Below are 26,569 nucleotides of genomic sequence, written 5' to 3' on the forward strand. Positions count from 1 at the left end.
GAGGGCACGCGGCTGGCGATGGATGGCGGGTGCGGGCGGCGCACCACGCGACGGGAGATTTTAACGTGTCTTCCTTTCAGGGCCGATTTCGACGGCTTGCTGGAGGCGGACTGTCGGGAAAAGGTAGGGATCGGCGGCGGTCGCGTCGCCGTGGGGCGACGGGGAAGTGGCCGGGCGAGGGGCCGTGCGCATGGGTGCCGGCCCGGCCTGCCGCCGTCATGGCGGGCAGGCGCGGGCGCTGCATGAAAGCAGGGGGAAACCGGGCGTCAGGCTTCCGGGTACCACGCGTCGGAGAATTCGCTGACCTGCACGTCGGTCAGTTCCGGACGGGCGGCGAGCCAACCGCGCACGAGTTCGCGATCGGCGTCGGTCGTCGTGCCGCGCGGTGCGCCGGAGATCACGTACGCGCCGATGCCTTCGTCCGCCGACGCGACGGTCAGCAGACCGTTCGCTTCGACGAAGTCGATGAACGCGTCGATCAGCTGGCCGCGTTCGAGGTCGGTCAGTTCGTTGCGGTAGTGCGCGGTCGCGTTGAACGCGAGTTCCTGGAATTCGCCGATGTGGAGTTTCTTGCGCTGGCGGCGGTTGTGGCCTTGGCTCATGGTGTGTGGTGAGTGAATGAGAGGGGAATGGATCGTGCGGCCGGAGGCGGCAGCGAAAGGATGACGCGTGGCGCCGTCTCGATCGCGTGTCATCGCGGGGGCGATCGTGAAACCATTCGTGAACATTGACGCGATGGGCGTTTCGTGATTCGGCTTGGCCCGGCGGCTCATCGCGCGCATGACCGAATGATACAGGGACGGCGGGCTGCCTCGGCTTTGCTATGGTCGGCGGCTACTCGAACGACAACGAGGGTCGCATGTCGGACGATCGCAATTCGTTCATTGGACGTATCGATCTCGAGGCGGGCGGCCTGTTTTTTCGGTGTTCTGAAATGCCGACCGATACGCGGGAAAAGCTGGCGGCGTTCACGCGCGAAGAACCGGGTCGCCCGTTGGTCGGCGGCGAACTGAAGATCGCTCCGTCGTCACGCGCCTCGAAGAGGATCTGTATGTGACCGGAATCGACGCAATCGAATTCATCGACAAGTGGGCCGAAACGTTTGGCGTGCAGGCCGGCGATTTTCCCTGCGGCCGCTATTTCGGCCCGGAGGAACAGGATACGGTGACGACGTTTCTCGCGATGTTTTCCGAGCGTTATCGCCAACCACCGCGCGTGCCGTTGACGCTCGGCATGCTGGAGGAAGCGATGCGGCTCGGCCGTTGGGACAGCAATGCGATCGAGCGGGCCGCAACGCCAACCGCTCACCCGAAATAACCGGACTCGAACGGCCGTTACATCAGCACGATGTCGTATTGCTCCTGGCTCAAATTCGACTCGACCTGCAGCGACACCGGCTTGCCGATGAAGTCGATCAGCATCGCGAGATGTTGCGATTCCTCGTCGAGGAACAGGTCGATCACCTGCTGCGCGGCGATCACGCGGAATTCGCGCGGGTTGAATTGCCGCGACTCACGCAGGATCTCGCGCAGGATGTCGTAGCACACGGTACGCGATGTTTTCACCTGGCCCTTGCCCTGGCAGGTCGGGCACGGTTCGCACAGCACGTGCGCGAGCGATTCGCGCGTGCGCTTGCGTGTCATCTCGACGAGCCCGAGCTGGGAGAAGCCGTTGACCGTCACGCGCGTGCGGTCGCGCGACAGCGCCTTCTTCAGCTCGGACAACACCGCGTCGCGATGCTCGGCGTTCTCCATGTCGATGAAGTCGATGATGATGATCCCGCCGAGGTTGCGCAGCCGCAGCTGCCGCGCGATCGTGTGCGCGGCCTCGAGGTTGGTCTTGAAGATCGTGTCGTCGAAGTTGCGCGCACCGACGTAACCGCCCGTGTTCACGTCGATCGTCGTCATCGCCTCGGTCTGGTCGATCATCAGGTAGCCGCCCGACTTCAGGTCGACACGGCGCGACAGTGCGCGCTGGATCTCCGTCTCGATGTTGTACAGGTCGAACAGCGGCCGTTCGCCCGTGTAGTGGTGCAGTTTCGGGCTCACGGCCGGCGTGAACTCGGCCGCGAATTCGGAGAGGCGCTGGTAGGTCTCGCGCGAATCGACCTGGATGCGTGTCGTGTCGTCGTTCGCGAAATCGCGCAGCACGCGCTGCGCGAGGTCGAGATCCTGGTACAGCAGGCTCGTCGCCGGCAGCCGCTGCGCCTGCCCGACGATCGTCGCCCACGTCTTGCGCAGGTACGTGACGTCGCCGGCGAGTTCGTCGGAAGTTGCATCCTCGGCGATCGTGCGCACGATATAGCCGCCTTTCTCGTCCGGCGGGATCACGGCGGTCAGCCGTGCGCGCACGGCTTCGCGCTCGGCCTCGCTCTCGATCTTCTGCGAGATGCCGATATGCGGCTCCTGCGGCAGGTAGACGAGCGTGCGGCCCGCGATGCTGACCTGCGTCGACAGCCGGGCGCCTTTCGTGCCGATCGGATCCTTGATCACCTGGACCATCAGCGTCTGGCCCTCGAACACGGTCTTTTCGATCGGCTGGTGCGGCGTGCCCGACTGCGGCTCGCCCGCGAGGCGCGGATGCCAGATGTCGGCGACGTGCAGGAACGCCGCGCGTTCTAGGCCGATGTCGATGAATGCCGACTGCATGCCGGGCAGCACGCGCACGACCTTGCCGAGATAGATGTTGCCGACCCGCCCGCGCGACAGCGTGCGCTCGACGTGAAGCTCCTGCACCGCGCCTTGCTGGACGAGTGCGACCCGCGTTTCCTGCGGCGTGAGGTTGATCAGGATTTCTTCGTTCATGGTGGGATTCAGAAGGCGACACGCGCGGTGCGCAACAGCGCCGCGGTCTCAAAAAGGGGCAGACCCATGATACCTGAATGGGAACCGTCGATTCGCTCGATGAACTCGGCCGCGCGCCCCTGGATCGCGTACGCGCCGGCCTTGCCGAACGGCTCGCCGGTGTCGACGTAGCGGGCGAACGCGTCGCGCGATGCATTTGAAAAGCGTACCGACGAGCGCGACAGCGCGGGCGGCAGGAGTTCGCCGTCGGCGCTGATCACGGCGACGGCGGTCAGGACTGCGTGTTCGCGGCCCGCGAGGCGCGTGAGCATCGCGAGCGCGTCGTCGGCGTCGGCCGGCTTGCCGAGGATCGCGCCGTCGATCGTCACCGTGGTGTCCGCCACGAGTACTGGCGCGGCCGGCTTGCCGCTCGCGACGAGGCGCGCACGCGCGGCCTCGGCCTTGGCGACGGTCACGCGCCGCACGTAGGCATCGGCGGCTTCGCCGGGCAGTTCGGCCTCGAGCGCTTCGGCGTCCTCGTCGGGGCGCGGCAGCAGCAGCTCGAAGCGCACGCCGATCTGCTGCAGCAGCTCCTGGCGGCGCGGGCTTTGTGAAGCGAGGTAAAGGGTCGGGAAAAGTGCGGGGGACGTGCTGGACGGCATGGTGTCGTTATCTCGGTGAGCGCGCGAGGCGCGCGTCTCGAGGACGACACGTCATGCGCGGTGGTAGGGGTGATTCTGCGTGATGCTCCACGCCCGGTAAAGCTGTTCGGCGAGCAGCACGCGCACCATCCCGTGCGGCAGCGTCATGCTCGAGATGCGCAGCAGCACGTCGGCACGTGCTTTCAGTTCCGGATCGAGCCCGTCGGCCCCGCCGATCACGAACGCGACGTCGCGGCCGTCCTGCTGCCAGCCGGGCAGCGCCTGCGCGAGCTGCATCGTGGTCCAGTCGCGGCCGCGCTCGTCGAGCGCGACGAGGCGCGCGCCCTTCGGCAACGCGGCCTCGATCTTCTGCCGCTCGGCCGCCATCACGCTCTCGGCGCTGCGGCCGCCCGAACGCAGTTCGGGCTTGATCTCGCGCAACTCGATGCGAAGTTCCGGCGGCATCCGCTTCGTGTATTCGTCGAAGCCGGACGCGATCCAGCCCGGCATCTTGTGGCCGACCGCAAGAATGAAAAGCTTCATCGGGAGACGCGTAACGACTCGGGGCTCAACGGCGGCGGGCGGCCGTCTTGCGCGCCGGGCGTGCGGGCGCGGCTTCTTCCTCGTCCTCGTCGCCTTCGCTGGCCGTGGCGAAGCCGTTCCCCTTGCCGCCGCCGAGCTTCATCCGCACGGGCTTGTCGCCCCAGATTTCCTCGAGGTTGTAGTACTGGCGCAGGGCCGGCTGCAGGATGTGCACGACCGCGTCGCCGCAGTCGACGAGCACCCATTCGCCGGTGTCTTCGCCTTCGGAGCTGACGACGTCGCCGCCGGCTTCCTTGACCTTGTCGCGCACGTTCGACGCGAGCGCCTTGGTCTGGCGGTTGGAGGTGCCCGAGGCGACGACCACGCGGTCGAACAGTTCGGTCAGGTGGCTGGTGTTGAACACCTTGATGTCTTGCGCCTTGACGTCTTCGAGGGCGTCGACGATCACGCGCTGCAGTTTGCGAATATCCATGGATTCAGGAATGGTAGAGGCGATGTTGAAGAATATAGGCCCATACGGCGGCCGGCACATGCTCGGCCGATGCGTCGGGCATTTGTGCATGGCGCGCGATGCATTCGCGCAGGTGTGCGCGGATGTCGGTCGCGGCGATGTCGAACGAAAGGGTCGTATCGATCAGCAGGTGGCCTGCCGGCGTGGCCTTCAGCACGTCGGCGCCGGCCTGCCGCGCGGCGATTTCCCGCGCGACGTCCGGCGGCGCCGCGCCGAGCTCGAAGCCCGGGCGCGTCGACACGCAGATGTGCGCGTAGTCGAACAGCGTGCGCCAGTCGCGCCACGTGTCGAGGCGCACGAGCTGGTCGGCCCCGATCAGCAGCGACAGCGACGCGTCCGGGCCGATCCGCGCGCGCCAGCGCGCGAGCGTCTCGACCGTGTAGGTCGGGCCGGCGTGTTCGATCTCGTCGGTGGCGACGGTCACGCTCACGCCGGGCAGCACGAGCGAATCCGCGGCCGCGCGGGTCATCGCGAGCCGATGCTCGGCGGCCGACACGTCGCGCTTCTGGTACGGCTGCCCGGCGGGCAGCAGCACGAGTTCGGTCAGGCCGAGCAGCCCGGCGAATCGGCGCGCGAGCGCGAGATGGCCGTCGTGGATCGGGTCGAAAGTGCCGCCCAGCAGGCCGATACGACGCGGCAGCGGGGCGGGGCGGGCGATGGTGTCCAGAAAAACGTGTCCTGTTCTTGAGGCGGCGGGGCGCGGCGGGCTCAGACCCAGTCGCGCGGCACGAGGAACTCGCTCAGGCGCGCTTCCGGCGAGCCCGGCTCGGGTTGCCAGTTGTAGCGCCAGTTCGCGACCGGCGGCATCGACATCAGGATCGATTCGGTCCGGCCGCCGCTTTGCAGGCCGAACAGCGTGCCGCGGTCGAACACGAGGTTGAATTCGACGTAGCGGCCGCGCCGGTAAGCCTGGAAGTCGCGCTCGCGCTCGCCGTACGGCAGCGCGACACGACGCTCGACGATCGGCAGGTACGCGTTCAGGAACGCGTCGCCGACGCTTTGCATCATCTCAAACGAGCGTTCGAATCCGGGCTCGGAGAAATCGTCGAAGAAGATCCCGCCGACGCCGCGCGTCTCGTTGCGGTGCTTCAGGAAGAAATACTCGTCGCACCACGTCTTGAAACGCGGATAGAGCTCGGCGCCGAACGGCTCGAGCGCGTCCTTGCAGGTCTGGTGGAAATGCCGCGCGTCGTCCTCGAACGGATACACCGGTGTCAGATCCATCCCGCCGCCGAACCAGAAGACCGGCGCCTCGCCGGGCTTCGTCGCGATCAGCATCCGCACGTTCATGTGCACGGTCGGGCAGTACGGATTGCGCGGGTGCAGCACCAGCGACACGCCGAGCGCCTCGAAGCCGCGGCCGGCCAGCTGCGGACGCGCGGCGCTCGCCGACGGCGGCAGCGCGTCGCCCGCGACGTCGGAAAAACCGATCCCCGCGCGCTCGAACACGCGGCCGCCTTCGAGAATCCGCGTGCAGCCGCCGCCGCGCAGGCGCTCTTGCGGCCCGCGCTGCCACGCATCGGTCGCGAGCGGCGTGCCGTCGAGCGCGCCGAGCGCGTCGGCGATGCGTGTCTGCAGGCCCTGAAGGTACGTGCGCACGCGCGTCACGTCGTAGGTCGAATCGGTCATGTCTGGACTGGGTGCCCCCGTGCGAAGCGGGGGCCGTAAAAAAGGCATCTGCCGGGCATTCTATCGAACCCCGGCAGAGGACCCGCCGCCGCGCGAGGGCGGGGCGGCGGTTGCAACGTTACGCGCTCTTGCGGTTGAGCGCGCGGAAGCCGATGTCGCGGCGGTACTGCATGCCTTCGAAATTGATCTGGTTGATCGTGTCGTACGCATGCTGCTGCGCTTCGCGCACCGAATCGGCGAGGCCGACCACGCACAGCACGCGGCCGCCGGACGTCGTCAGCTTGTCGCCGTCGAGCGTCGTGCCTGCATGGAACGTGACCGCCTGTTCGGTCTCGGCCGGGATCCCGTTGATGCGGTCGCCCTTGCGCGGCGCGTCCGGGTAACCGTGCGCGGCCAGCACGACGCCGAGCGCGGTGCGGCGGTCCCAGTCGAGCTCGACCGTGTCGAGCGTGCCCGCGATCGCCTGCTCGACGACCTTCGAGAAATCGCTCTTCAGGCGCGCCATGATCGGCTGCGTTTCCGGGTCGCCCATCCGGCAGTTGAACTCGAGCGTGCGCGGATTGCCTTCCTTGTCGATCATCAGGCCCGCATACAGGAAGCCCGTGAAGCGGATGCCGTCCTTCTCCATCCCGCGCACGGTCGGCATGATGATCTCGCGCATCACGCGTGCGTGCATCTGCGGCGTGACGATCGGCGCGGGCGAATACGCGCCCATGCCGCCGGTGTTCGGGCCGCGATCCTCGTCGAGCAGGCGCTTGTGGTCCTGGCTCGAAGCCAGCGCCAGTGCGTGCTTGCCGTCGACCATCACGATGAAGCTGGCTTCCTCGCCGTCGAGGAATTCCTCGATCACGACGCGCGCGCCGGCGTCGCCGAGCTTGTTGCCCGACAGCATCATGTCGACGGCCTGATGCGCTTCTTCCAGCGTCATCGCGACGACGACACCCTTGCCGGCCGCGAGGCCGTCGGCCTTCACGACGATCGGCGCACCCTTCGCGTCGATATACGCGTGCGCGGCGGCCACGTCGGAGAACGTTTCGTACTCGGCGGTCGGGATGCCGTGGCGCTTCATGAACGCCTTCGCGAAATCCTTCGAGCTCTCGAGCTGCGCGGCTTCGCGGGTCGGGCCGAAGACCTTCAGGCCGCGTGCGCGGAACAGGTTGACGATGCCGGCCGCGAGCGGCGCTTCCGGCCCGACGAGCGTGAACGCGACGCCTTCGCTTTCCGCGAAATCGGCGAGTTCGTCGAGCGCCGTGATGTCGACGTTCTTCAGACGCTCGTCCTGTGCCGTGCCGCCATTGCCGGGCGCGACATAGACCATCTGGACGCGCGGCGACTGCGCGAGCTTCCACGCCAGCGCATGTTCGCGGCCGCCGGAACCGACGACGAGTAGTTTCATGGGATTCCCCGCAGACTAGAAAACAGGGCGGCCGGCACGCTCAGGCGCGCCGGCCGCGGATTCGATCGGGCCGCCGCCGCAACAGGTGCGCGGCGGCCGGCATCTCATTCCTCGACGATGACGGCGTTCGTATACACGTCCTGCACGTCGTCGAGGTTCTCGAGCGCGTCCAGGAGCTTCTGCATCTTCGCTGCGTCGTCGCCGGTGAATTCGACTTCGTTCTGCGGCTTCATCGTCACTTCGGCGAGTTCGGCCTTGAAGCCCGCGGCTTCGAGCGCGTCCTTCACCGCCGAGAATGCCTGCCAGTCGCACAGCACTTCGATCGAGCCGTCGTCGTTCGTGTTCACGTCGTTCGCGCCGGCTTCGAGCGCGGCTTCCATCAGCGCGTCTTCCGACGTGCCGGGCGCGAACAGGAACTGGCCGACGTGATCGAACATGAACGCGACCGAGCCGTCGGTGCCCATGTTGCCGCCGAACTTCGAGAACGCGTGGCGGACTTCCGCGACCGTGCGGGTGCGGTTGTCGGTCAGCGTGTCGACGATGATCGCCGCGCCGCTGATGCCGTAGCCTTCGTAACGGATTTCCTCGTAGTTCGCGCCGTCCGCGCCGCCGACGCCGCGATCGATCGCGCGCTTGACGTTGTCCTTCGGCATGTTCGCGTCGGCCGCCTTGTCGACCGCGAGACGCAGGCGCGGGTTCGAGTTGACGTCGCCGCCGCCGAGGCGCGCCGCGACCTGGATTTCCTTGATCAGGCGAGTCCAGATCTTGCCGCGCTTCGCGTCGGCCGCTGCCTTCTTATGCTTGATGTTGGCCCATTTCGAATGACCAGCCATACCTTTCTCCGTGCCCGGGCGCGCAGCGCGGGCGATTGTTTCAATGTGTCGTTGAGTCGGCGGCCGTGTCGGCGGGCATGAAGCCGCGGGGCCGCGCGTGTCGAGTGGATCGAGATTTTATCACGCGGCGACCGCCGGATCGGGGCCGCCGCGCATGGCCGAACGGCCGGGGGGGCCGCCGCGGACCGGGCCGCGCGCAACGCGGCCGTGCCGGGGCTCAGTTCTTGGTGCCGAACAGGCGGTCGCCCGCGTCGCCCAGGCCCGGCACGATGTACGCGTGCTCGTTCAGGTGCGAATCGAGCGACGCGACGAACAGCTTCACGTCGGGGTGCGCGTCCTGGAACACCTGCACGCCTTCGGGCGCGGCCACCAGCGCGACGAACATGATGTTCGCGGCCGGCACGTTGCGGCGTTTCAGCACGTCGACCGCGTGCACCGCCGAATAGCCGGTCGCGACCATCGGGTCGCACAGGATGAAGATGCGGTCTTCCAGATCCGGCAGGCGGACCAGGTATTCGACCGGGCGGTGGTCATCGGCGCGGTACACGCCGATATGGCCGACGCGCGCGGACGGCACCAGGTCGAGCAGGCCGTCCGACATCCCGATGCCCGCGCGCAGCACCGGCACGATCGCCAGTTTCTTGCCCGCGATCACCGGCGCGTCGACCTCGACGAGCGGGGTTTCGACCCGCTTGGTGGTAATCGGCAGGTTGCGGGTGATCTCGTAACCCATCAGCAGCGTGATTTCGCGCAGCAGCTCGCGGAACGTGCGCGTGGACGTGTCCTTGTCGCGCATGTGCGTGAGCTTGTGCTGGATCAGCGGGTGATCGGTGATGAAGAGATTCGGGAAACGGCTGTCCTGTTTCATGACGGGGGGCGCCTTGGCGGCAAAAGAGGATCGGGGGCGGGGGCGGGCGCAAGCCGGCCGCGCGCTTATGTCCGCAATTTTACCAAGGCGCGCCGCATGATCCGGATAATATCGACGTCTCACGACAATCCGCGCGCCTGCGCCCGCCCGTTCGCCTGCCTGGCCCGCCCGTGGTCCGGGCGCCGAAGCGACCGGGCCGCGCCGACGCGTGTCGCCACCAAGGAATCGACGATGGATCTCGGCATCGAAGGAAAGACCGCGCTCGTGTGCGCGGCAAGCAAGGGGCTCGGTCGCGGCTGCGCGGAAGCGCTGGCCGCTGAGGGCGTGAACCTCGTGATCGCCGCGCGCACGCGCGACACGCTGGAGGAAGCCGCGGAGGAGATCCGCGCCGGCGCGAACGTGTCGGTGACCGCGGTCGCCTGCGACATCACGACGCCGGACGGGCGCGCCGCCGCGCTCGCCGCGTGCCCGCAGCCGGACATTCTCGTGACGAATGCGGGCGGCCCGCCGCCCGGCGACTTCCGCGACTTCTCGCACGACGACTGGATCCGTGCGCTCGAATCGAACATGCTGACGCCGATCGAGCTGATCCGCGCGACCGTCGACGGGATGATCGCGCGCCGCTTCGGCCGGATCGTCAACATCACCAGTTCGGCCGTGAAGGCGCCGATCGACGTGCTCGCGCTGTCGAACGGCGCGCGCTCGGGGCTGACCGGCTTCGTCGCGGGGCTCTCGCGCAAGGTCGCGGGGCAGGGCGTGACGATCAACAACCTGCTGCCGGGCCTGTTCGACACCGACCGGATCGCGACCACGCTCACCGCGTCGGCGAAGGCGCAGGGCGTGACGGTCGACGAGATGCGCGCGCGGCGCACGAAGGAGATCCCGGCCGGCCGCCTCGGCACGCGCCAAGAGTTCGGCGCGGCGTGCGCGTTCCTGTGCAGCGTGCATGCCGGCTACATCACCGGGCAGAACTGGCTGCTCGACGGCGGCGCGTATCCGGGCACGTTCTGACGCGCGTCCCGAATCACGATCACGACAACAACTGAACGACGAAGGAACCGGAGATGAGCAAACCCCGCATCGCATTGATTGCGCACGACGCGAAGAAGGACGAGATCGTCGCGCTCGCGGGCGAATACCGCGCGACGCTCGCGCAATGCCGGCTGGTCGCGACCGGCACGACGGGCGGCCGCATCGCGGACGCGCACGGGCTGGAGGTCGAGCGCAAGCTGTCGGGGCCGCTCGGCGGCGACCTGCAGATCGGCGCGGAACTGGCGGACGGCCGCGTGGACATCGTCGTGTTCCTGCGCGACCCGATGACCGCGCAGCCGCACGATCCCGACATCACCGCGCTCGTACGCGCGTGCGACGTGCACGACGTGCCGGTCGCGACCAACGTCGCGACGGCGCGGATGCTGCTCGACGATCTGGCGCGGAACATGCAGGACGTTTGCTAGGCGGGGGGGGCGGGCGCGATTGTCGTTGTCCGGCGTCGCCATGTTCGGCCACTACGGCAGGGTGACGCCGCGCGTCAAGGAGAGCGGTGTGGGTGACGCAGAATCCGGATACCACCGATTACCGTAGCGGCCAAAACCACGTTTCGGATGCCGTCCAGTAGCAGTCTGAACCACAGATGGCTCGGGCACCGTCGATCAGGTCGATATGCCCGCCACGCCCGTTCATGTATCCCGGAATGTTCCAGAAGGCCGCCATGCCCTTTCTGGAGGCGATGCCGGTCACGGCGTCGTCGCGCCGAAACACTTCGGCTTTGCCGAAATACGCCGGCTCGGCCAGCATCTTGGCCAGCCTGGCTTGCCCCGCCTCGATTCGGCGCCCACGGTGCGGCCCTTTCTGAATGACCAGTCCGCCGCGCAACGTTATTCCGCTTTTGACAAGTGCCACGCTGATCCGGATGGCGCACGTATTCGCATACGACTGATTCTGGATCAGGTCTTGCCAGCCCAATTCCTGAAAAGCGCTTCCCTCGAAACGGTCTTGTTGCCTGGATAGTGGCTGCTCAGTATGGAGAACGGTGGTTTCAAGCGAGCGCTCCTCGGTTAGCGGCAAGGGAATTTTTGTCGTAAGGCGTGGGCAACCAACCTCGCTGCGCTTGCCTTCAGGGCGTCCCTCGGCAGTTGGCGGAGCGCGGCGAGCACTTCCGAATCGATTTCTCCCGGTTTGACGCGACCGTTGTCGCACCACGCCTTGCCCTCGGTCGCATCGGCGACCCCGGCCAGATACCCGGCCATCGCGTGGCGTTCGGCGTCGGCGTATGGACGGTTGTCCGATCGACTCACGCCGTCGAGTAGCCGGGTGCCGTCGACACGAGGAACCGCAGCCCCGGTTGCGCTGCCAATACTCGCTGACAACGACGCGACAACAAGCAAGTTCTGGACAAGAAAGCGTTTCATGGCGTGGGTTGGGCGAATTGGGCAAAGGGCAAAATAGCACGCTCGTCATCTCATAAATGTGCGTGGCATGAATTCGAATTGCCGGCCGACCCGTGTCGATGTCGTCGGTTCCGGGAGCGCAGTACGACAACGCGGCACGGGAGACGCGTCTCGCACGGGCGCAAGGCCAAATTCGCAGTGCGGCCAACCTCGGTCAACGCGAACGGAGCGGAAATCCGTACGACCCAAAGGTCTTGATATGAACGTGACCAAGTGTGACCACGGCCCATACAATCCATTTCCCGCGAAAACCCTACCGATGTGAAGGGATTGCGACGACGCGCTGCGTGACTGGGCACGACGCGCGAGAATCCTCCGCTACGACCCGTGTTCACGTGCATCGCTGCAGACGCAATGTCGATGCATTCGCCGAACCGGATTTCCAGATTCCAGACAGAAGAGGAGCGAAACGATGCCGAAAGCAATCCGATACGACCAGCCGGGCGGCCCGGACGTGATGAAGTGGGTCGATGTCGAGGTCGGCGAGCCGAAGGCGGGTGAAGTCCGCATTCGGCAGCACGCGGTCGGGCTCAACTACATCGACGTGTATTTCCGCACCGGTCTTTATCCGCAGCCGCTGCCCGGCGGCCTCGGGATGGAGGCGGCGGGCGAGGTGACGGCCGTCGGCGAAGGCGTGACCGCGCTCAAGGCGGGCGACCGCGTCGCGTACGTCGGGCAGCCGCCGGGCGCGTATGCGCAGGAGCGCGTGATGCCGGCCGAGCGGCTCGTGAAGCTTCCGGACGGCATCAGCTACGACGACGCGGCGTCGGTGATGCTGCAGGGCCTGACCGCGCACTACCTGCTGCGCCGCACGTACCCGGTGAAGGCCGGCGACACGATCCTGATCCACGCGGCGGCCGGCGGCGTCGGCCTGCTGGTGTGCCAATGGGCGAAGGCGCTCGGCGCGACCGTGATCGGCACGGTCGGCTCCGACGAGAAAGCCGCGCTCGCGAAGGCGCACGGTTGCGACCATCCGATCGTCTATACGCGCGAGAACTTCACGCAGCGCGTGAAGGAAATCACGAACGGCGCGGGCGTGCCCGTTGTCTACGACTCGATCGGCAAGGACACCTACATCGGCTCGCTCGACTGCCTCGCGCCGCTCGGCTACTTCGTCAGCTTCGGCAACGCGTCGGGCCCGCTGCCGGCAATCGATTCGAAGGAGTTCTCGTCGCGCGGCTCGCTGTTCTTCACGCGGCCGACGCTGTTCTCGTACATCGCGAAGCGCGCCGATCTCGAATCCGCGGCCGCCGAGCTGTTCGACGTGATCCTGTCGGGCAAGGTGAAAACCAGCATCAACCAGCGCTATCCGCTCGCGGAAGTCGGGCGCGCGCATGAAGATCTCGAAGCACGCAAGACCACCGGCTCGACGATCCTCGTTCCCTGATACATCCCGTCGTGCCGGCATCATGTCGGCACGCCCTCGCGGCGGGCGGCACCGGCGTGCCGCCCGTCCTGTCTCCCGTCCTGCCCGTCGTTCCGCCCACCGTTCCCCGCCGCCCGCGTTTACACGTTTTTTATACCCGCCCCGATACCTTTGACCCGTCCTTTACGTACGTTCCCATAAGGTTCTAGTCGTCTGATTTCGACGATGGAGAACACAAAAATGGATGGGGTTTTCATCGGCGCACTGGTGCTCTTCACCGCGCTGATCCTCGGTTTGGTTGCCGGTTGCGACAAGCTCGTGCAATACGGTCGCGGGGGGCGAGCATGACCTGGATGCTCTGGCTGGCGGGTGCCTCGACGGCCCTGCTGTTCGCGTATCTCGTCTTTGCGCTGCTGCGCGCGGAGGACATCGAATGAACGCGAACAACCTGTTTCAGATACTGCTCTTCGTCGTCGTGCTGCTGGCGGCGGCCGTGCCGGTCGCGCGCTACCTGTCCGCGGTGATGGACGGCAGTTCGCGCGTCGTGCGCGTGTTCGGGCCGCTCGAGCGCGCGCTGTACCGCATTGCCGGCGTCGATGCCGGCAGCGAAATGAACTGGAAGCAGTACGCGATCGCGACGATCGCGTTCAACGCGCTCGGCGCGCTGTTCCTCTACGGCCTGCTGCGCCTGCAGGGCTTCCTGCCCGGCAACCCGCAGCAATTCGGCGCGATGACGGTCGACGGCGCGTTCAACACGGCCGTCAGCTTCGTCACCAACACGAACTGGCAGGACTACACGCCCGAGCAGACCGTCAGCTACCTGACGCAGATGCTCGGCCTGACCGTGCAGAACTTCCTGTCGGCGGCAACCGGCATCGTCGTCGTGATCGCGCTGATCCGCGGCTTCGCGCGTCATACCGCGCAGACCATCGGCAACTTCTGGGTCGACCTCACGCGCGTGACGATGTACGTGCTCGTGCCGATGTCGATGATCGTCGCCGCGCTGCTGATGAGCCAGGGCGTGATCCAGAACATGAAGGCGTACCAGGACGTGCCGGTGCTGCAGGCGAGCACCTATGCGGCGCCGAAGCTCGACGCGCAGGGCAATCCGGTGAAGGACGACAAGGGCAACGCGGTCACGGTGCCGACCCCGCTCACGAAGCAGACGCTCGCGATGGGTCCGGTCGCGTCGCAGGAAGCGATCAAGATGCTCGGCACCAACGGCGGCGGCTTCTTCAACGCGAACTCCGCGCATCCGTACGAGAACCCGACGCCGTTCGCGAACTTCCTGCAGATCTTCTCGATCCTGATCATCCCGGCCGCGCTGTGTCTCGTGTTCGGCCGGATGATCGGCGACCGCCGGCAGGGCATCGCGGTGCTCGCGGCGATGACGGTCGCGTTCGTGCTCGCGATCGGCGTCGAGGTGAGCGCCGAGCAGGGCGGCAACCCGACGCTCGCCGCGCTGCACGTCGACCAGTCGACGGGCGCGCTGCAGCCGGGCGGCAACATGGAAGGCAAGGAAACGCGCTTCGGGATCGCGCAGACCGGCATCTTCACGGTCGCGACGACGGCCGCGTCGTGCGGCGCGGTCGACACGATGCACGATTCGCTGACGCCGCTCGGCGGCCTCGTGCCGATGCTGCTGATGCAGCTCGGCGAGGTGATCTACGGTGGGGTCGGCTCGGGTCTCTACGGGATGCTCGTGTTCGCGCTGCTCGCGGTGTTCGTCGCCGGCCTGATGATCGGCCGCACGCCGGAATACGTCGGCAAGAAGATCGAGGCGTACGAGATGAAGATGGTGTCGATCGTCGTGCTGCTCACGCCGCTGCTCGTGCTGGTCGGCACGTCGATCGCCGTGCTCGCCGATGCGGGCAAGGCCGGCATCGCGAACCCGGGGCCGCACGGTTTCTCGGAAATCCTCTACGCGTTCAGCTCGGCGGCCAACAACAACGGCAGCGCGTTCGCGGGCCTGACGGTCGGCACGCCGTTCTACAACTGGATGACCGCGATCGCGATGTGGTTCGGCCGCTTCGGCACGATCGTGCCGGTGCTGGCGATCGCCGGCTCGCTGGCCGCGAAGAAGCGCATCGCGGTGACGAGCGGCACGCTGCCGACCCACGGTCCGCTGTTCGTCGTGCTGCTGCTCGGCACGGTGCTGCTGGTGGGCGCGCTGACCTACGTGCCGGCGCTCGCGCTCGGCCCGGGCGTCGAGCACCTGATGATGTGGCTGGGCGCATGACGCGCGGCGACACGTTGAAAAGACTCAAGAGATTGAAGAGATCGCAATGACTCAACATTCCGCAACACGGTCCATGTTCGATCCGGCGCTGCTGCGCCCGGCGATCGTGGACTCGTTCAAGAAACTCACGCCGCGCACGCAGTTCCGCAACCCGGTGATGTTCTGCGTGTACGTCGGCAGCATCCTGACCACGATCCTGTGGATCGCGGCGCTCGCCGGCCAGGCCGAGGCGCCGGCGGGCTTCATCCTCGCGATCGCGCTGTGGCTGTGGTTCACCGTGCTGTTCGCGAACTTCGCCGAGGCGCTCGCCGAAGGGCGCTCGAAGGCGCAGGCCGCGTCGCTGCGCAGTGCGAAGAAGGACGTGATGGCGAAGAAGCTCAACGAGCCGCATCCGAAGTCGCCGATCCGCATCACGACCGCGAGCGACCTGCGCCGTGGCGACGTCGTGCTGGTCGAGGCCGGCGACGTGATCCCGGCCGACGGCGAGGTGGTCGACGGTGTCGCGTCGGTCGACGAATCGGCGATCACCGGCGAATCCGCGCCGGTGATCCGCGAATCGGGCGGCGACTTCTCGTCCGTGACGGGCGGCACGCGCGTGCTGTCCGACTGGATCGTCGTCAAGGTCACCGCGAACCCCGGCGAGGCGTTCCTCGACCGGATGATCGCGATGGTCGAAGGCGCGAAGCGCAAGAAGACGCCGAACGAGATCGCGCTGACGATCCTGCTCGTCGCGCTGACGATCGTGATGCTGCTGGCAACGGCCACGCTGCTGCCGTTCTCGATGTTCTCGGTCGAGGCGATGAAGGCCGGCCACGTCGTGACGATCACCGCGCTCGTCGCACTGCTCGTGTGCCTGATCCCGACGACGATCGGCGGGCTGCTTTCCGCGATCGGCGTGGCCGGGATGAGCCGGATGATGCAGGCGAACGTGATCGCGACGTCGGGCCGTGCGGTCGAAGCGGCCGGCGACGTCGACGTGCTGCTGCTCGACAAGACCGGCACGATCACGCTCGGCAACCGCCAGGCATCGATGTTCGTGCCGGCGCCCGGCGTGACCGAGGAAGCGCTGGCCGATGCCGCGCAGCTGTCGTCGCTCGCCGACGAAACGCCGGAAGGCCGCAGCATCGTGGTACTGGCCAAGGAACGTTTCAACATTCGCCAGCGCGACATGGCGCAGCTGCACGCGACGTTCATCGGCTTTTCCGCACAGACGCGCATGAGCGGCGTCGATCTCCCGGGTCGCGAAATCCGCAAGGGCGCGGCCGACGCGATCCGCCGCTACGTCGAGACGCACGGCAGCCGCTTTCCGGAAGAAGTGCGCCGCGCGGTCGACGAAGTCGCGCGCCGCGGCAGCACGCCGCTCGTCGTGGCCGACCTGCATGAAGGGGCGGCGCGCGTGCTCGGCGTGATCGAGCTGAAGGACATCGTGAAGGGCGGCATCAAGGAGCGCTTCGCGGAGCTGCGCAAGATGGGCATCAAGACCGTGATGGTGACGGGCGACAACCGGCTGACGGCCGCGGCGATCGCGGCGGAAGCGGGCGTCGACGATTTCCTCGCGGAAGCGACGCCGGAAACCAAGCTCGCGACGATCCGCGAGCACCAGGCGGCCGGCCGCCTCGTCGCGATGACGGGCGACGGCACCAACGACGCACCGGCGCTCGCGCAGGCCGACGTCGCCGTGGCGATGAACACCGGTACGCAGGCCGCGAAGGAAGCGGGCAACATGGTCGACCTCGACTCGAACCCGACGAAGCTGATCGAGATCGTCGAGATCGGCAAGCAGATGCTGATGACGCGCGGCTCGCTGACGACCTTCTCGATCGCGAACGACATCGCGAAGTACTTCGCGATCATCCCGGCCGCGTTCGTGACGACGTACCCGCAACTGCGCGTGCTCGACATCATGCACCTGACGTCGCCGGCCTCCGCGATCCTGTCGGCGGTGATCTTCAACGCGCTGATCATCGTCGCGCTGATCCCGCTCGCGCTGAAGGGCGTCACGTACCGGCCGCTCGGCGCCGCGTCGCTCCTGCGCCGCAACCTGCTGGTGTACGGCCTCGGCGGCGTGCTGCTGCCGTTCCCGTTCATCAAGCTGATCGACATGACGCTCGCTGCACTCGGCTGGGCCTGAACCGGCCGCCATTGAAGGAAACATCATGAAAACGTTGATTCGCCCGCTCGTCGTGCTCTTCGTCATCCTGACCGCCGTGACGGGCCTCGCTTACCCGGCCGTGATGACCGTGTTCGGCCAGGCCGTGTTCCCGTCGCAGGCGAACGGCAGCCTGATCGAGAAGGACGGCAAGCCGGTCGGCTCCGCGCTGATCGGCCAGTCGTTCGATGCGACGAAGTACTTCTGGGGCCGGCTGTCGGCCACCGCGCCGATGCCGTACAACGCGACCGGCTCCGGCGGCTCGAACCTCGGCCCGCTGAACCCGTCGCTCGCCGACCAGGTGAAGGGGCGCATCGCCGCGCTGCGCGACGCGGGCACCGACATGTCGAAACCCGTGCCGGTCGACCTCGTGACGGCGTCGGCGAGCGGCCTCGATCCGGAGATCACGCCGGCCGCCGCCGCGTACCAGGTCGAGCGCGTCGCGAAGGCGCGCAACCTGGCGCCCGACGCGGTCGCGCAGCTCGTCGCCGCGAACACGACGGGTCGCCAGTTCGGCGTGCTCGGCGAGGCGCGCGTGAACGTGCTGAAGCTGAACCTCGCGCTCGACGCGGCGCAGGCCGCGCACTGAGCGCGTCCGGCAACCGGCGCCCGGCGCGGTCAGCCCCGCGCCGGGCGCGCCTTTTCCCGACGGCGCTTGCGCCGTCTTTGCCTTTTGCGGCGATTTGGAACAACAATGCTCGTACTCGCGCGCATCCGGGCGCTCCGCCTTTCTGACGCATGAATCGTCCCGATCCAGACCAACTCCTCGACAAGCTGCAACGTGACGAAGAAAAGCAGCGGCGCGGCCAGCTCAAGATCTTCTTCGGCGCATCGGCCGGTGTCGGCAAGACCTACGCGATGCTGCAGGCCGCGCGCCAGCGCCTGCAGGAAGGCGTCGACGTCGTCGTCGGCATCGTCGAGACCCACGGGCGCAGCGAGACCGCCGCACTGCTCGACGGTCTCGACGTGCTGCCGCTCGCGCGTTTCGACTACCGCGGCCGCACGCTCGCCGAATTCGATCTCGACGGCGCACTCGCGCGCCAGCCGCAACTGATCCTCGTCGACGAACTCGCGCATTCGAACGTGCAGGGCGCACGGCACCTGAAGCGCTGGCAGGACGTGTACGAATTGCTCGACGCGGGCATCGACGTCTATACGACCGTCAACGTCCAGCACCTCGAGAGCCTGAACGACGTGGTCGGCGCGATCACCGGCATCCGCGTGTGGGAGACGGTGCCCGACCGCGTATTCGACGCGGCCGACGAAGTCACGCTCGTCGACCTGCCGGCCGAGGAACTGCTCGAGCGGATGCGCGACGGCAAGGTCTATCTCGCGCAGCAGGCCGAGCGCGCGGTGCGCAACTTCTTCCGCAAGGGCAACCTGATCGCGCTGCGCGAACTGGCGTTGCGGCGCACGGCCGATCGCGTCGACGCGCAGATGCGCGAATACCGCGCCGACCGCTCGATCCAGCGCATCTGGCAGGCGCGCGAACGGCTGCTCGTGTGCGTCGGTCCGGGCCCCGAGGCGCCGACGCTCGTGCGCGCGGCCGCGCGGCTCGCCGCGAGCCTGAAGGCCGACTGGATCGCCGTTTATGTGGAGACGCCGCGACTGCAGCGGCTGCCCGACGCGCGGCGGCAGCGCACGCTCGACGCGCTGAAGCTCGCCGCCGAACTCGGCGCGGAGACGGCCACGCTCGCCGGTGCCGACGCGGTCGCCGCGCTGATCGGCTATGCGAAGGTGCGCAACGTGTCGAAGATCGTCGCGGGCGGCTCGCCGAAGGTCGGGCTCGTGCGCCGCTTCGCGCGGCCGTTCGGCGAACAGCTCGCCGAACGCGCGGGCGACGTCGACCTGATGCTGATCCGTGCGTCCGCGAGCGACGAGGCGCGCGCCGCGCCGCTCGACGCGCGTGCGCGCGACTGGCGCGATGCGTTCGCGCAGTTCGGCACGCATCGCTCGCCGCCGCGGCACTACGCGTATGCGGCCGCGATCTGCGCGGCGATCACGGTCGTCGCGAGCCTCGTGTCCGAGCGGCTCGACCTCACGAACCTCGTGATGCTTTACCTGCTCGGCGTCGTGTTCTCGGCCGTGCGGCTCGGGCGCGGCCCGGGCGTGCTGCAGTCGTTCCTGTCGGTCGCCGCGTTCGATTTCTTCTTCGTGCCGCCGCGCATGTCGTTCTCGGTCAGCGACACGCAGTACCTGCTGACCTTCTTCGGGATGCTGCTGACGTCGCTCGTGATCAGCCACCTGACGTCGACGCTGACGCGCCAGGCGAGCGTCGCGCAGCGCCGCGAGCGCCGCACCGGCGCGATCTATGCGATGGCGCGCGAGCTGGGCGCGGCGCTGACGACCGAGCAGATCGTCGAGATCGGCAGCCGCCACGTGGGCGAGGTGTTCCGCGCGCGCGTCGCGTTCCTGCTGCCCGACAGTGCGGACAAGGTGCGGCAGAAGATCGAGGAGCCCGACGCGGCCGTCACGCTGACGGGCGCCGACCTCGACAGCGACGTCGGCCAGTGGGTGTACGACCAGCAGAAGCCGGCCGGTCGCGGCACGGATACCTTGCCCGCGACGGTCGCGCTGTACCTGCCGCTGAAGGCGCCGATGCGCACGCGCGGCGTGCTCGCGGTCGCGTCACGCGAACCGCGCGAACTCGAGGTGCCCGAGCAGCAGCGGATGCTCGACGCATTCGCCGCGCAGATCGCACTCGCGCTTGAACGCGTGCACTACGTCGAGATCGCGCGCGACGCGCTCGTCAACATGGAATCCGAGCGGCTGCGCAACTCGTTGCTGTCGGCGATCTCGCACGACCTGCGTACGCCGCTCACGACGATCGTCGGTTTCTCGTCGATGCTCGCGAACGGACGCGCGGCCGCACAGGGCGGCGACGCCGCGGCGGCCGAGCGCTTCGCGCAGCGCGAGGGCGAACTCGTCGATGCGATTCACGACGAGGCGCTGCGGATGACGGGCATCGTCACGAACCTGCTCGACATGGCGCGGCTGCAGGCCGGCAGCCTGCAGCTCAAGCGCCAGTGGTCGCTGCTCGAGGAAACCGTCGGCGCGGCGCTCGCCGCGTGCAAGCGCGTGCTGTCGCGCCATCCCGCGCGCGTCGTGCTGCCGGCCGACCTGCCGCTCCTGCAGATGGACGCGGTGCTGATGGAACGCCTGTTCACCAACCTGTTCGAGAACGCGGCGAAGTACACGCCGCCCGATACGCCGCTCGAGATCGGCGCCGAGCGCGTGACCGACGACGGGCTGCCGTTCGTGCGCGTGCATGTCGACGATCACGGCCCGGGCCTGCCGGCCGGCATGGAAACGCGGATCTTCGACAAGTTCACGCGCGGCGAAAAGGAATCGGCGACGCCGGGCATCGGGCTCGGCCTTGCGATCTGCCGCGCGATCGTCGAGGCGCACGGCGGTAAAATCGGCGCGCTCAACCGCACCGCGCCCGACGGCCACGTGACGGGCGCGCGCTTCTGGTTCACGCTGCCGGTCGAGACGCCGCCGGCCGCGCCTGCCGTATCCGACGACGAACCCGATGTGCCGGGCGCGTCGTCCCCATCCGAGTCATTGCCAGACCATGAGTGAACCCAGCCTGACCGTCGTCCTGATCGAGGACGAAAAGCAGATCCGCCGTTTCGTGCGCGCCGCGCTCGAGGAGGAGGACATCGCGGTGTTCGAGGCCGAGACGGGCAAGCAGGGGCTGATCGACGCGGCGACGCGCAAGCCCGATCTCGTGATCGTCGACCTCGGCCTGCCTGATACCGACGGCCTCGACGTGATCCGCGAACTGCGCGGCTGGTCCGAGGTGCCGGTGATCGTGCTGTCCGCGCGCACGCAGGAGGAAGAGAAGGTCGCGGCGCTCGATGCGGGCGCCGACGATTACCTGACCAAGCCGTTCGGCGTGTCCGAACTGCGCGCGCGCATCCGCGCGCAACTGCGCCGGCGCAACCAGGGCGGCGCGAACGAGTCGCCGAAGGTGAGCTTCGGCACCGTGACGGTCGATCTCGCGCTGCGCCAGGTGTGGCGCGACGGGGAGATCGTGCACCTGACGCCGCTCGAGTACCGGTTGCTCGCCACGCTCGTGCGTCACGCGGGGCGCGTGCTCACGCACCGGCAGCTGCTGCGCGACGTGTGGGGGCCGTCGCACGTCGAAAGCCACCACTACCTGCGCATCTACATGGCGCACCTGCGCCAGAAGCTCGAGCGCGACCCGGCGCAGCCCGAGTACATCGTCACCGAGACGGGCGTCGGATACCGGCTCGTCGGCGCCGCATGACGGGCCCGGCCGGGCCGCGGCGGCGCACGTGCGCGTGACGTCGCGCGCCGGCAGGGTTGCGTCGGCGCGACAGTCCCGCGGCCGACGCGCGCGTTGCACACCCGGCGCTCAATCCCCGTTATCCTGACCGCTCCGCGAACGAAAACGAGGAGCGTGCAATGTCCGTCCGTCTGGTCGTCATCTGTGCGCTGGCGCTTGCCGCGTCTGGCGCGTTCGCCCAACCGCTGCCGCCCGGGCAGCAACCGTCGTCGTCCCAGCAGGCGATGGCCAATCCCGCATCGGTCAATTGCACCAAGCTCGGCGGCCACCACACGGTGCGCAACCTGTCGAGCGGGCAGGTCGGCATGTGCGTGTTCAACGACGGCCGCGTGTGTGAGGAGTGGGCGCTGTACCGCGACGACCGCTGCGTCGGCGGCGCGACGCCGAAGCGCGTCTCGAACTGACCGGGCCCGCCCGGTCGCGCCGCCGGTCGGCCGCCGGCGTATCCGTAAGCATCTTGTTATACTCGGCGCCGCCCGGGGACGACCCCGGGACATTCGCTTCAACGGGGACGGCCCCATCCGATACGGAGTACGTCGGGATGGCGTGGGTATGGTTGTTGATTGCCGGTTTGCTGGAAGTGGCCTGGGCGGCTGGCCTGAAATCGTCGGACGGCTTCACGAAGCTCGGTCCGTCGGTGTTTACGATCGTGACGGCGCTGGCCAGCTTCGGGCTGCTCGCGGTCGCGATGCGCCAGTTGCCGCTCGGCACCGCATACGCGGTGTGGACGGGCATCGGCGCGGTCGGTGCGTTCGTGTTCGGCATCGTGATGATGGGCGAGGCGCTGACCGTCGCGCGTGTCGCGAGTGCCGCGCTGATCGTCGCGGGGCTGATCGGCCTCAAGCTGTCGTCGGCGGCCTGACGACTGCATCCGGGTGCGTCCGCGCCCGGGTGCCGCGCTGCGGAATTGCGCCGGCCGTCCGGCCGGCCTGTCTATAATGGAACGCATTCGGGCCTGAATACCGTCGTGCTTCTCGTGGCACGCTGTGCCGGTCGCCACGCGCCGCGCGGCCGGTCTGTCCGACCCGATCCGGTCAATCGGCAAAGCGCACGGAAAGTGCAAGGAGAGGGCCATGATCGAAGCGATTTCGCTCGGCGCGGGGCTCGCGTGGGCGAGCGGCCTGCGCCTGTACCTGACGGTGCTGATCGCCGGCCTGCTGGCGCGGTTCGGCTGGCTGCACCTGCCCGACACGCTGGCCGTCCTGATGTCGCCGTGGGTCATCGGCGCCGCGGCCGTGCTCACCGTCACCGAATTCCTTGCCGACAAGATCCCCGCGTTCGACTCGCTGTGGGATGCCGTGCACACCTTCATCCGCATTCCGGCCGGCGCCGTGCTCGCGGCCGGCGCGCTCGGCCATGCCGACCCGACCGTGCTCGCGGTCGCGGGGCTCGCCGGCGGTTCGCTTGCCGGTGCCGCGCACGTGGCGAAGGCCGGCACACGCGCGCTGATCAACCTGTCTCCCGAACCGATTTCGAACTGGGTCGCATCGTCGACCGAGGACGGCCTCGTGGTCGGCGGGCTCGTGCTCGCGTTCTTCGTTCCGCTGGCCTTCCTGGTGCTGCTCGCCGCCTTCATCGCGGCTTCTGCGTGGGCGCTCCCGCGCCTGTGGCGGGGTGTGTCGGGCGGCTTTCGCGGCATGGCGAACCATATGGTGTCGCGGCTGAACTCGATCGGGGGGAAGCGCGATTGAAGGGGCGGCAACACGCGGCGCAGCCGCCCGCCGGGCAACCCGGCCATGAGATGCGTGCGCATGCCGGCCGCTTCGGCCTGCGCGACCTGATCCGCCAGGCCGCCCGCATGACCGCGCGCGACTGGCGCGCGGGCGAACTGACGCTGCTCGTCCTTGCACTGGTACTCGCGGTCGCGGCGCTGACGAGCGTCGGTTTCCTCGCCGACCGGCTGCGCCAGGGGCTCGAGCGCGACGCGCGCCAGATGCTCGGCGCCGATTTCGTCGTGCGGGCCGACCGCCCGGTCGATCCGTCGTTCGACCGGCAGGCCCGCGCGCTCGGCCTGCGTACCGCGACGACCGCGATCTTCCCGAGCATGATCGCGTCCGCCACGGGCGGGCAGGCGTCCGACGCGGCGCCATCGCGCCTCGCGGCGGTGAAGGCCGTGTCGCCCGGATATCCGTTGCGTGGCGCGGTCGAGATCCTGCCGGCCGGTGCCTCCGCCTCGCAGAAGGCCGACGGGATTCCCGCGCCGGGCACCGTATGGGCCGATCCGGCGCTGCTCGATGCGCTGCACCTGAAGGCGGGCGATACGGTGCGCGTCGGGTTGCGCACGTTCAAGGTCGCCGCATCGATCTCCCGTGAACTCGATCGCGGGTTTTCGTTCGTCAATTTTTCGCCGCGGCTGATGATGCGCGCGGACGAACTCGCCGCGACGGGGCTCACGGGCTACGGCAGCCGGGTCACGTACCGGCTGCTGGTCGCCGGCGAACAGCAGGCCGTCGCGCGCTTCGAAGCGTATGCGCACGCACGCGTCGACGGCGGGAAGCTGCGCGGTGCCGGTCTCGAGTCGCTGCAGGAAGGCCAGCCGCAGGTGCGGCAGACGCTGGATCGCGCGCGCCACTTCCTGACGCTCGTCGCGCTGCTCACCGCGCTGCTCGCGGCGGTCGCGATCGCGATGGCCGCGCAGCGCTACATGCGGCGCCACCTCGACGGCTGCGCGACGATGCGCTGCCTCGGCGTGAGCCGCCGCACGCTCGGCGCGTTGTTCGCGCTCGAATTCGCCGGCATCGGCGTCGTATCCGGCACCGCAGGCGCGGTGCTTGGTTACGGCGGCCACTGGGCGTTGCTGGCCGCGCTCGGTGGACTGATCGACGTGGTGCTGCCGCCGCCCACGCCGTGGCCAGCGCTGATCGGCGTGGGCGCCGCGCTCGTGCTGCTGCTCGGCTTCGCGCTGCCGCCGCTCGTGCCGCTCACGCGCGTGCCGCCGGTGCGCGTGCTGCGGCGCGAGTGGGGCGATGCGTCGCGCACCGCGTGGGCCGCGTATGCGATCGGCGTCGTGCTGTTCGCGGGGCTGCTGATCGTGGCTGCGGGCAACCTGAAGCTCGGGCTGATTGTCGCGGGCGGTTTCGCCGGCGCGCTGGTCGGTTTCGCGCTGATCTCGCGGCTCGTGCTGTTCGCCGCCGCGCGGGCGGTGCGCAACGTGCGTGTGGCCGCGGGCGTCGGCTGGCGTTACGCGCTCGCGTCGCTGCACCGGCGCGGCACGGCCAGCGCGCTGCAGATCACCGCGCTGGCGCTCGGCCTGATGTGCCTGCTGTTGATCGCGATCACGCGCAACGACCTCGTTGCGGGCTGGCGGCAGTCGACGCCGCCCGATGCGCCGAACCAGTTCCTGATCGATATCCAGCCCGACCAGCGTGCCGACGTCGCCGCGTATCTGACCGCGCACGGCGTGCGCGACGCGGTGCCCGCGCCGATGGTGCGCGGCCGCCTCGTCGCGATCAACGGCAAACCGGTGAATCCGGATGCCTACCCGTCCGACGAGGCCCGCCGGCTCGTCGACCGCGAGTTCAACCTGTCTTATACGACCGAGCTGCCGTCCGACAACCGGATCGTCGAAGGCGACTGGTTCGGCACCGCGGCCACGCCGCAGATCTCGATCGAGGCCGGCCTCGCGAAGACGCTGAACGTGAAGCCGGGCGACGTGCTGCGCTTCGACGTGACGGGGCTGACGGTCGACGCGCCGATCACGAGCGTGCGCAAGCTCGACTGGGGCTCGTTCCGCGTCAATTTCTTCGTGCTGATGCCGCCGCCGGTGCTGAAGGATTTCCCGGCCGTGTACCTGACGAGCTTCCATCTGCCGGCCTCGGACGCCGCGCTGCTCGATCCGCTGATCGCGCGCTACCCGAACCTGACCGCGATCGACGTCGCGCCGATCCTCGCGCAGTTGCAGCGGATGATGCTGCAGGTGGTCGGTGCGGTGCAGTTCCTGTTCGCGTTCACGCTCGCGGCCGGTGTGCTCGTGCTCTACACGGCGCTGGCCGGCACGCGCGACGAGCGGGTGCGCGAGGCTGCGCTGCTGCGCGCGCTGGGCGCATCGCGGGCGCAGGTCAATGCGGTGCAGCGCGCGGAATTCATCGTGGTCGGCGCGCTGGCCGGCGCGCTGGCTTCGGCGGGCGCGATCGCGGTCGGCTGGGTGCTCGCGTCGCGCGTGTTCGACTTCCAGCTCGCGGTCGATCCGTGGCTCGTGCCGGCCGGTATCGCGGCCGGCGTCGCGTGCGCCGGTGCGGCCGGCTGGCTGAGCCTGCATAATGTGCTGCGGCGCCCCGCGCTGCAGTCGCTGCGCGACGCATGAGCGTCGCCGGCGGCCCCGAAGATCCCGTTTTCCGACTATCCGTATGACCGATGTGAATGACGATGCGCCGTCGCAGCCGACGGCGTTCGAACTCGTGGGCGGTGAAGCCCGCGTGCGCGAAATGGTGGACCGCTTTTACGACCTGATGGACCTGGAGCCCGAGTTCGCGCAGATTCGCGCGCTGCACCCGGCGTCGCTCGACGGTTCGCGCGACAAGCTGTTCTGGTTCCTGTGCGGGTGGCTCGGCGGCCCCGACCACTACATCAGCCGGTTCGGCCATCCGCGGCTGCGCGCGCGGCACCTGCCGTTCCCGATCGCGTCGGTCGAGCGCGATCAGTGGCTGCGCTGCATGGCGTGGGCGATGGAGGATGTCGGATTGCCCGAACCGCTGCGCGAGCGGCTCATGCATTCGTTCTACGATACGGCCGACTGGATGCGCAACCGGCCCGGTTGACCGACCGGTACGCCGCTGCACGCGCGCGGGCGATTTGCGTCTGGGCGCGCGCACCGCGTGGCGCGACACTGGCCGCTTCTCCCGATCGATAC

Annotated in this window: 27 protein-coding genes and 1 pseudogene; 16 read left to right on the forward strand and 12 right to left on the reverse strand. The window is 68.3% G+C overall.

Going from position 1 to position 26,569, the window contains the following annotated elements; translation table 11 throughout:
• Positions 1–266: 266 nt before the first annotated feature.
• A complete protein-coding gene (locus tag VK92_RS29770) occupies positions 267–602 on the reverse strand; it encodes a YggL family protein (RefSeq protein WP_027786829.1) in 336 nt (111 codons plus the stop codon).
• A gap of 332 nt (positions 603–934) precedes the next feature.
• Here VK92_RS29770 and VK92_RS29775 point away from each other — a divergent pair.
• Positions 935–1,317: pseudogene (locus tag VK92_RS29775) on the forward strand (DUF1493 family protein).
• A 17-nt stretch (positions 1,318–1,334) separates the two neighbouring features.
• Here VK92_RS29775 and rng read toward each other — a convergent pair.
• From rng to upp, 9 genes are all read right to left on the reverse strand, one after another.
• Positions 1,335–2,804 (reverse strand): ribonuclease G, encoded by a 1,470-nt coding sequence (gene rng / locus VK92_RS29780; protein WP_021161094.1) that lies wholly within the window; start codon positions 2,802–2,804, stop codon positions 1,335–1,337.
• 8 nt (positions 2,805–2,812) lie between these two features.
• On the reverse strand, positions 2,813–3,445 hold the full coding sequence (locus VK92_RS29785; protein WP_048020456.1) for a Maf family protein: 633 nt from the start codon (positions 3,443–3,445) through the stop codon (positions 2,813–2,815).
• Between the two features lie 51 nt (positions 3,446–3,496).
• Entirely contained in the window at positions 3,497–3,967 is a 471-nt protein-coding gene (gene rlmH / locus VK92_RS29790) for a 23S rRNA (pseudouridine(1915)-N(3))-methyltransferase RlmH (RefSeq protein ID WP_006484265.1), read from the reverse strand.
• Between the two features lie 25 nt (positions 3,968–3,992).
• Positions 3,993–4,439 (reverse strand): ribosome silencing factor, encoded by a 447-nt coding sequence (rsfS, locus tag VK92_RS29795; RefSeq protein WP_048020458.1) that lies wholly within the window; start codon positions 4,437–4,439, stop codon positions 3,993–3,995.
• 4 nt (positions 4,440–4,443) lie between these two features.
• The gene (locus tag VK92_RS29800) at positions 4,444–5,145 is read right to left on the reverse strand and encodes a nicotinate-nucleotide adenylyltransferase (RefSeq protein WP_230956651.1); all 702 of its coding nucleotides are present in this window, start codon (positions 5,143–5,145) and stop codon (positions 4,444–4,446) included.
• Between the two features lie 41 nt (positions 5,146–5,186).
• Positions 5,187–6,107, reverse strand: a complete 921-nt coding sequence (gene hemF, locus VK92_RS29810; RefSeq protein WP_021161098.1) for an oxygen-dependent coproporphyrinogen oxidase — start codon at positions 6,105–6,107, stop codon at positions 5,187–5,189.
• A 118-nt stretch (positions 6,108–6,225) separates the two neighbouring features.
• The gene (gene purD / locus VK92_RS29815; protein ID WP_021161100.1) at positions 6,226–7,503 is read right to left on the reverse strand and encodes a phosphoribosylamine--glycine ligase; all 1,278 of its coding nucleotides are present in this window, start codon (positions 7,501–7,503) and stop codon (positions 6,226–6,228) included.
• Between the two features lie 104 nt (positions 7,504–7,607).
• Entirely contained in the window at positions 7,608–8,336 is a 729-nt protein-coding gene (locus tag VK92_RS29820) for a YebC/PmpR family DNA-binding transcriptional regulator (RefSeq protein WP_006478227.1), read from the reverse strand.
• A 217-nt stretch (positions 8,337–8,553) separates the two neighbouring features.
• Positions 8,554–9,204 carry a uracil phosphoribosyltransferase gene (gene upp, locus VK92_RS29825; RefSeq protein ID WP_011352740.1) on the reverse strand — a complete coding sequence of 217 codons (651 nt, stop codon included), beginning with the start codon at positions 9,202–9,204 and terminating at the stop codon, positions 8,554–8,556.
• Positions 9,205–9,435: 231 nt separating this feature from the next.
• Here upp and VK92_RS29830 point away from each other — a divergent pair, with 231 nt between their 5' ends.
• Both VK92_RS29830 and VK92_RS29835 read left to right on the forward strand, forming a co-directional pair.
• On the forward strand, positions 9,436–10,215 hold the full coding sequence (locus tag VK92_RS29830) for an SDR family oxidoreductase (protein ID WP_048020465.1): 780 nt from the start codon (positions 9,436–9,438) through the stop codon (positions 10,213–10,215).
• A 53-nt stretch (positions 10,216–10,268) separates the two neighbouring features.
• Positions 10,269–10,661 (forward strand): methylglyoxal synthase, encoded by a 393-nt coding sequence (locus VK92_RS29835; RefSeq protein ID WP_042976092.1) that lies wholly within the window; start codon positions 10,269–10,271, stop codon positions 10,659–10,661.
• Between the two features lie 118 nt (positions 10,662–10,779).
• Here VK92_RS29835 and VK92_RS42620 read toward each other — a convergent pair whose 3' ends face one another.
• Both VK92_RS42620 and VK92_RS42625 read right to left on the reverse strand, forming a co-directional pair.
• Entirely contained in the window at positions 10,780–11,271 is a 492-nt protein-coding gene (locus VK92_RS42620) for a T6SS effector amidase Tae4 family protein (RefSeq protein ID WP_165589155.1), read from the reverse strand.
• Positions 11,262–11,615, reverse strand: a complete 354-nt coding sequence (locus tag VK92_RS42625; RefSeq protein ID WP_053076232.1) for a Rap1a/Tai family immunity protein — start codon at positions 11,613–11,615, stop codon at positions 11,262–11,264. The genes VK92_RS42620 and VK92_RS42625 overlap by 10 nt, the downstream gene beginning before the upstream one ends.
• A 451-nt stretch (positions 11,616–12,066) precedes the next feature.
• Between VK92_RS42625 and VK92_RS29850 the strand changes: the two genes are divergently transcribed.
• The 13 genes from VK92_RS29850 (at position 12,067) to VK92_RS29910 (ending at position 26,477) form a co-directional block, all read left to right on the forward strand.
• Positions 12,067–13,041 carry a quinone oxidoreductase family protein gene (locus VK92_RS29850; protein WP_021161103.1) on the forward strand — a complete coding sequence of 325 codons (975 nt, stop codon included), beginning with the start codon at positions 12,067–12,069 and terminating at the stop codon, positions 13,039–13,041.
• 204 nt (positions 13,042–13,245) lie between these two features.
• Positions 13,246–13,368, forward strand: a complete 123-nt coding sequence (locus tag VK92_RS43340) for a hypothetical protein (RefSeq protein ID WP_021161104.1) — start codon at positions 13,246–13,248, stop codon at positions 13,366–13,368.
• Positions 13,365–13,457 carry a K(+)-transporting ATPase subunit F gene (gene kdpF, locus VK92_RS29860; RefSeq protein ID WP_006752209.1) on the forward strand — a complete coding sequence of 31 codons (93 nt, stop codon included), beginning with the start codon at positions 13,365–13,367 and terminating at the stop codon, positions 13,455–13,457. The genes VK92_RS43340 and kdpF overlap by 4 nt, the downstream gene beginning before the upstream one ends.
• Positions 13,454–15,259: a potassium-transporting ATPase subunit KdpA gene (gene kdpA / locus VK92_RS29865; protein WP_021161106.1), complete on the forward strand. Its 1,806-nt coding sequence runs from the start codon at positions 13,454–13,456 to the stop codon at positions 15,257–15,259. The genes kdpF and kdpA overlap by 4 nt, the downstream gene beginning before the upstream one ends.
• 46 nt (positions 15,260–15,305) lie before the next feature.
• The gene (kdpB, locus tag VK92_RS29870) at positions 15,306–17,390 is read left to right on the forward strand and encodes a potassium-transporting ATPase subunit KdpB (RefSeq protein ID WP_042976095.1); all 2,085 of its coding nucleotides are present in this window, start codon (positions 15,306–15,308) and stop codon (positions 17,388–17,390) included.
• Positions 17,391–17,415: 25 nt separating this feature from the next.
• Entirely contained in the window at positions 17,416–17,997 is a 582-nt protein-coding gene (gene kdpC / locus VK92_RS29875) for a potassium-transporting ATPase subunit KdpC (RefSeq protein WP_048020468.1), read from the forward strand.
• Between the two features lie 149 nt (positions 17,998–18,146).
• Positions 18,147–20,990, forward strand: a complete 2,844-nt coding sequence (locus VK92_RS29880; protein WP_021161109.1) for a DUF4118 domain-containing protein — start codon at positions 18,147–18,149, stop codon at positions 20,988–20,990.
• Complete coding sequence (gene kdpE, locus VK92_RS29885; RefSeq protein WP_027786844.1) at positions 20,983–21,681, forward strand: two-component system response regulator KdpE; 699 nt, start codon at positions 20,983–20,985, stop codon at positions 21,679–21,681. The genes VK92_RS29880 and kdpE overlap by 8 nt, the downstream gene beginning before the upstream one ends.
• A 158-nt stretch (positions 21,682–21,839) precedes the next feature.
• Positions 21,840–22,124, forward strand: coding sequence for a putative hemolysin (locus tag VK92_RS29890; protein ID WP_048020471.1), 285 nt, complete (start codon positions 21,840–21,842; stop codon positions 22,122–22,124).
• A gap of 137 nt (positions 22,125–22,261) precedes the next feature.
• The gene (gene sugE, locus VK92_RS29895) at positions 22,262–22,582 is read left to right on the forward strand and encodes a quaternary ammonium compound efflux SMR transporter SugE (protein WP_021161112.1); all 321 of its coding nucleotides are present in this window, start codon (positions 22,262–22,264) and stop codon (positions 22,580–22,582) included.
• 211 nt (positions 22,583–22,793) lie between these two features.
• Positions 22,794–23,411, forward strand: coding sequence for a DUF4126 domain-containing protein (locus tag VK92_RS29900; protein ID WP_021161113.1), 618 nt, complete (start codon positions 22,794–22,796; stop codon positions 23,409–23,411).
• Between the two features lie 50 nt (positions 23,412–23,461).
• Positions 23,462–26,023 (forward strand): ABC transporter permease, encoded by a 2,562-nt coding sequence (locus VK92_RS29905; protein WP_048020529.1) that lies wholly within the window; start codon positions 23,462–23,464, stop codon positions 26,021–26,023.
• Positions 26,024–26,066: 43 nt separating this feature from the next.
• Positions 26,067–26,477: a group II truncated hemoglobin gene (locus tag VK92_RS29910; RefSeq protein ID WP_006398765.1), complete on the forward strand. Its 411-nt coding sequence runs from the start codon at positions 26,067–26,069 to the stop codon at positions 26,475–26,477.
• Positions 26,478–26,569 lie beyond the last annotated feature (92 nt).

The sequence above is a fragment of the Burkholderia sp. LK4 genome, assembly GCF_001043615.1.
In the GTDB taxonomy this organism is placed as follows: Bacteria; Pseudomonadota; Gammaproteobacteria; order Burkholderiales; family Burkholderiaceae; genus Burkholderia; species Burkholderia cepacia.

Bases quoted from the DNA above. Each gene is read 5' to 3' on its own strand.
- VK92_RS29770 (WP_027786829.1), bottom strand. From the start codon at position 602: ATGAGCCAAGGCCACAACCGCCGCCAGCGCAAGAAACTCCACATCGGC.
- rng (WP_021161094.1), bottom strand. From the start codon at position 2,804: ATGAACGAAGAAATCCTGATCAACCTCACGCCGCAGGAAACGCGGGTC.
- VK92_RS29785 (WP_048020456.1), bottom strand. From the start codon at position 3,445: ATGCCGTCCAGCACGTCCCCCGCACTTTTCCCGACCCTTTACCTCGCT.
- rlmH (WP_006484265.1), bottom strand. From the start codon at position 3,967: ATGAAGCTTTTCATTCTTGCGGTCGGCCACAAGATGCCGGGCTGGATC.
- rsfS (WP_048020458.1), bottom strand. From the start codon at position 4,439: ATGGATATTCGCAAACTGCAGCGCGTGATCGTCGACGCCCTCGAAGAC.
- hemF (WP_021161098.1), bottom strand. From the start codon at position 6,107: ATGACCGATTCGACCTACGACGTGACGCGCGTGCGCACGTACCTTCAG.
- purD (WP_021161100.1), bottom strand. From the start codon at position 7,503: ATGAAACTACTCGTCGTCGGTTCCGGCGGCCGCGAACATGCGCTGGCG.
- VK92_RS29820 (WP_006478227.1), bottom strand. From the start codon at position 8,336: ATGGCTGGTCATTCGAAATGGGCCAACATCAAGCATAAGAAGGCAGCG.
- upp (WP_011352740.1), bottom strand. From the start codon at position 9,204: ATGAAACAGGACAGCCGTTTCCCGAATCTCTTCATCACCGATCACCCG.
- VK92_RS29830 (WP_048020465.1), top strand. From the start codon at position 9,436: ATGGATCTCGGCATCGAAGGAAAGACCGCGCTCGTGTGCGCGGCAAGC.
- VK92_RS29835 (WP_042976092.1), top strand. From the start codon at position 10,269: ATGAGCAAACCCCGCATCGCATTGATTGCGCACGACGCGAAGAAGGAC.
- VK92_RS42625 (WP_053076232.1), bottom strand. From the start codon at position 11,615: ATGAAACGCTTTCTTGTCCAGAACTTGCTTGTTGTCGCGTCGTTGTCA.
- VK92_RS29850 (WP_021161103.1), top strand. From the start codon at position 12,067: ATGCCGAAAGCAATCCGATACGACCAGCCGGGCGGCCCGGACGTGATG.
- VK92_RS43340 (WP_021161104.1), top strand. From the start codon at position 13,246: ATGGAGAACACAAAAATGGATGGGGTTTTCATCGGCGCACTGGTGCTC.
- kdpF (WP_006752209.1), top strand. From the start codon at position 13,365: ATGACCTGGATGCTCTGGCTGGCGGGTGCCTCGACGGCCCTGCTGTTC.
- kdpA (WP_021161106.1), top strand. From the start codon at position 13,454: ATGAACGCGAACAACCTGTTTCAGATACTGCTCTTCGTCGTCGTGCTG.
- kdpB (WP_042976095.1), top strand. From the start codon at position 15,306: ATGACTCAACATTCCGCAACACGGTCCATGTTCGATCCGGCGCTGCTG.
- kdpC (WP_048020468.1), top strand. From the start codon at position 17,416: ATGAAAACGTTGATTCGCCCGCTCGTCGTGCTCTTCGTCATCCTGACC.
- VK92_RS29880 (WP_021161109.1), top strand. From the start codon at position 18,147: ATGAATCGTCCCGATCCAGACCAACTCCTCGACAAGCTGCAACGTGAC.
- kdpE (WP_027786844.1), top strand. From the start codon at position 20,983: ATGAGTGAACCCAGCCTGACCGTCGTCCTGATCGAGGACGAAAAGCAG.
- VK92_RS29890 (WP_048020471.1), top strand. From the start codon at position 21,840: ATGTCCGTCCGTCTGGTCGTCATCTGTGCGCTGGCGCTTGCCGCGTCT.
- sugE (WP_021161112.1), top strand. From the start codon at position 22,262: ATGGCGTGGGTATGGTTGTTGATTGCCGGTTTGCTGGAAGTGGCCTGG.
- VK92_RS29900 (WP_021161113.1), top strand. From the start codon at position 22,794: ATGATCGAAGCGATTTCGCTCGGCGCGGGGCTCGCGTGGGCGAGCGGC.
- VK92_RS29905 (WP_048020529.1), top strand. From the start codon at position 23,462: ATGCGTGCGCATGCCGGCCGCTTCGGCCTGCGCGACCTGATCCGCCAG.
- VK92_RS29910 (WP_006398765.1), top strand. From the start codon at position 26,067: ATGACCGATGTGAATGACGATGCGCCGTCGCAGCCGACGGCGTTCGAA.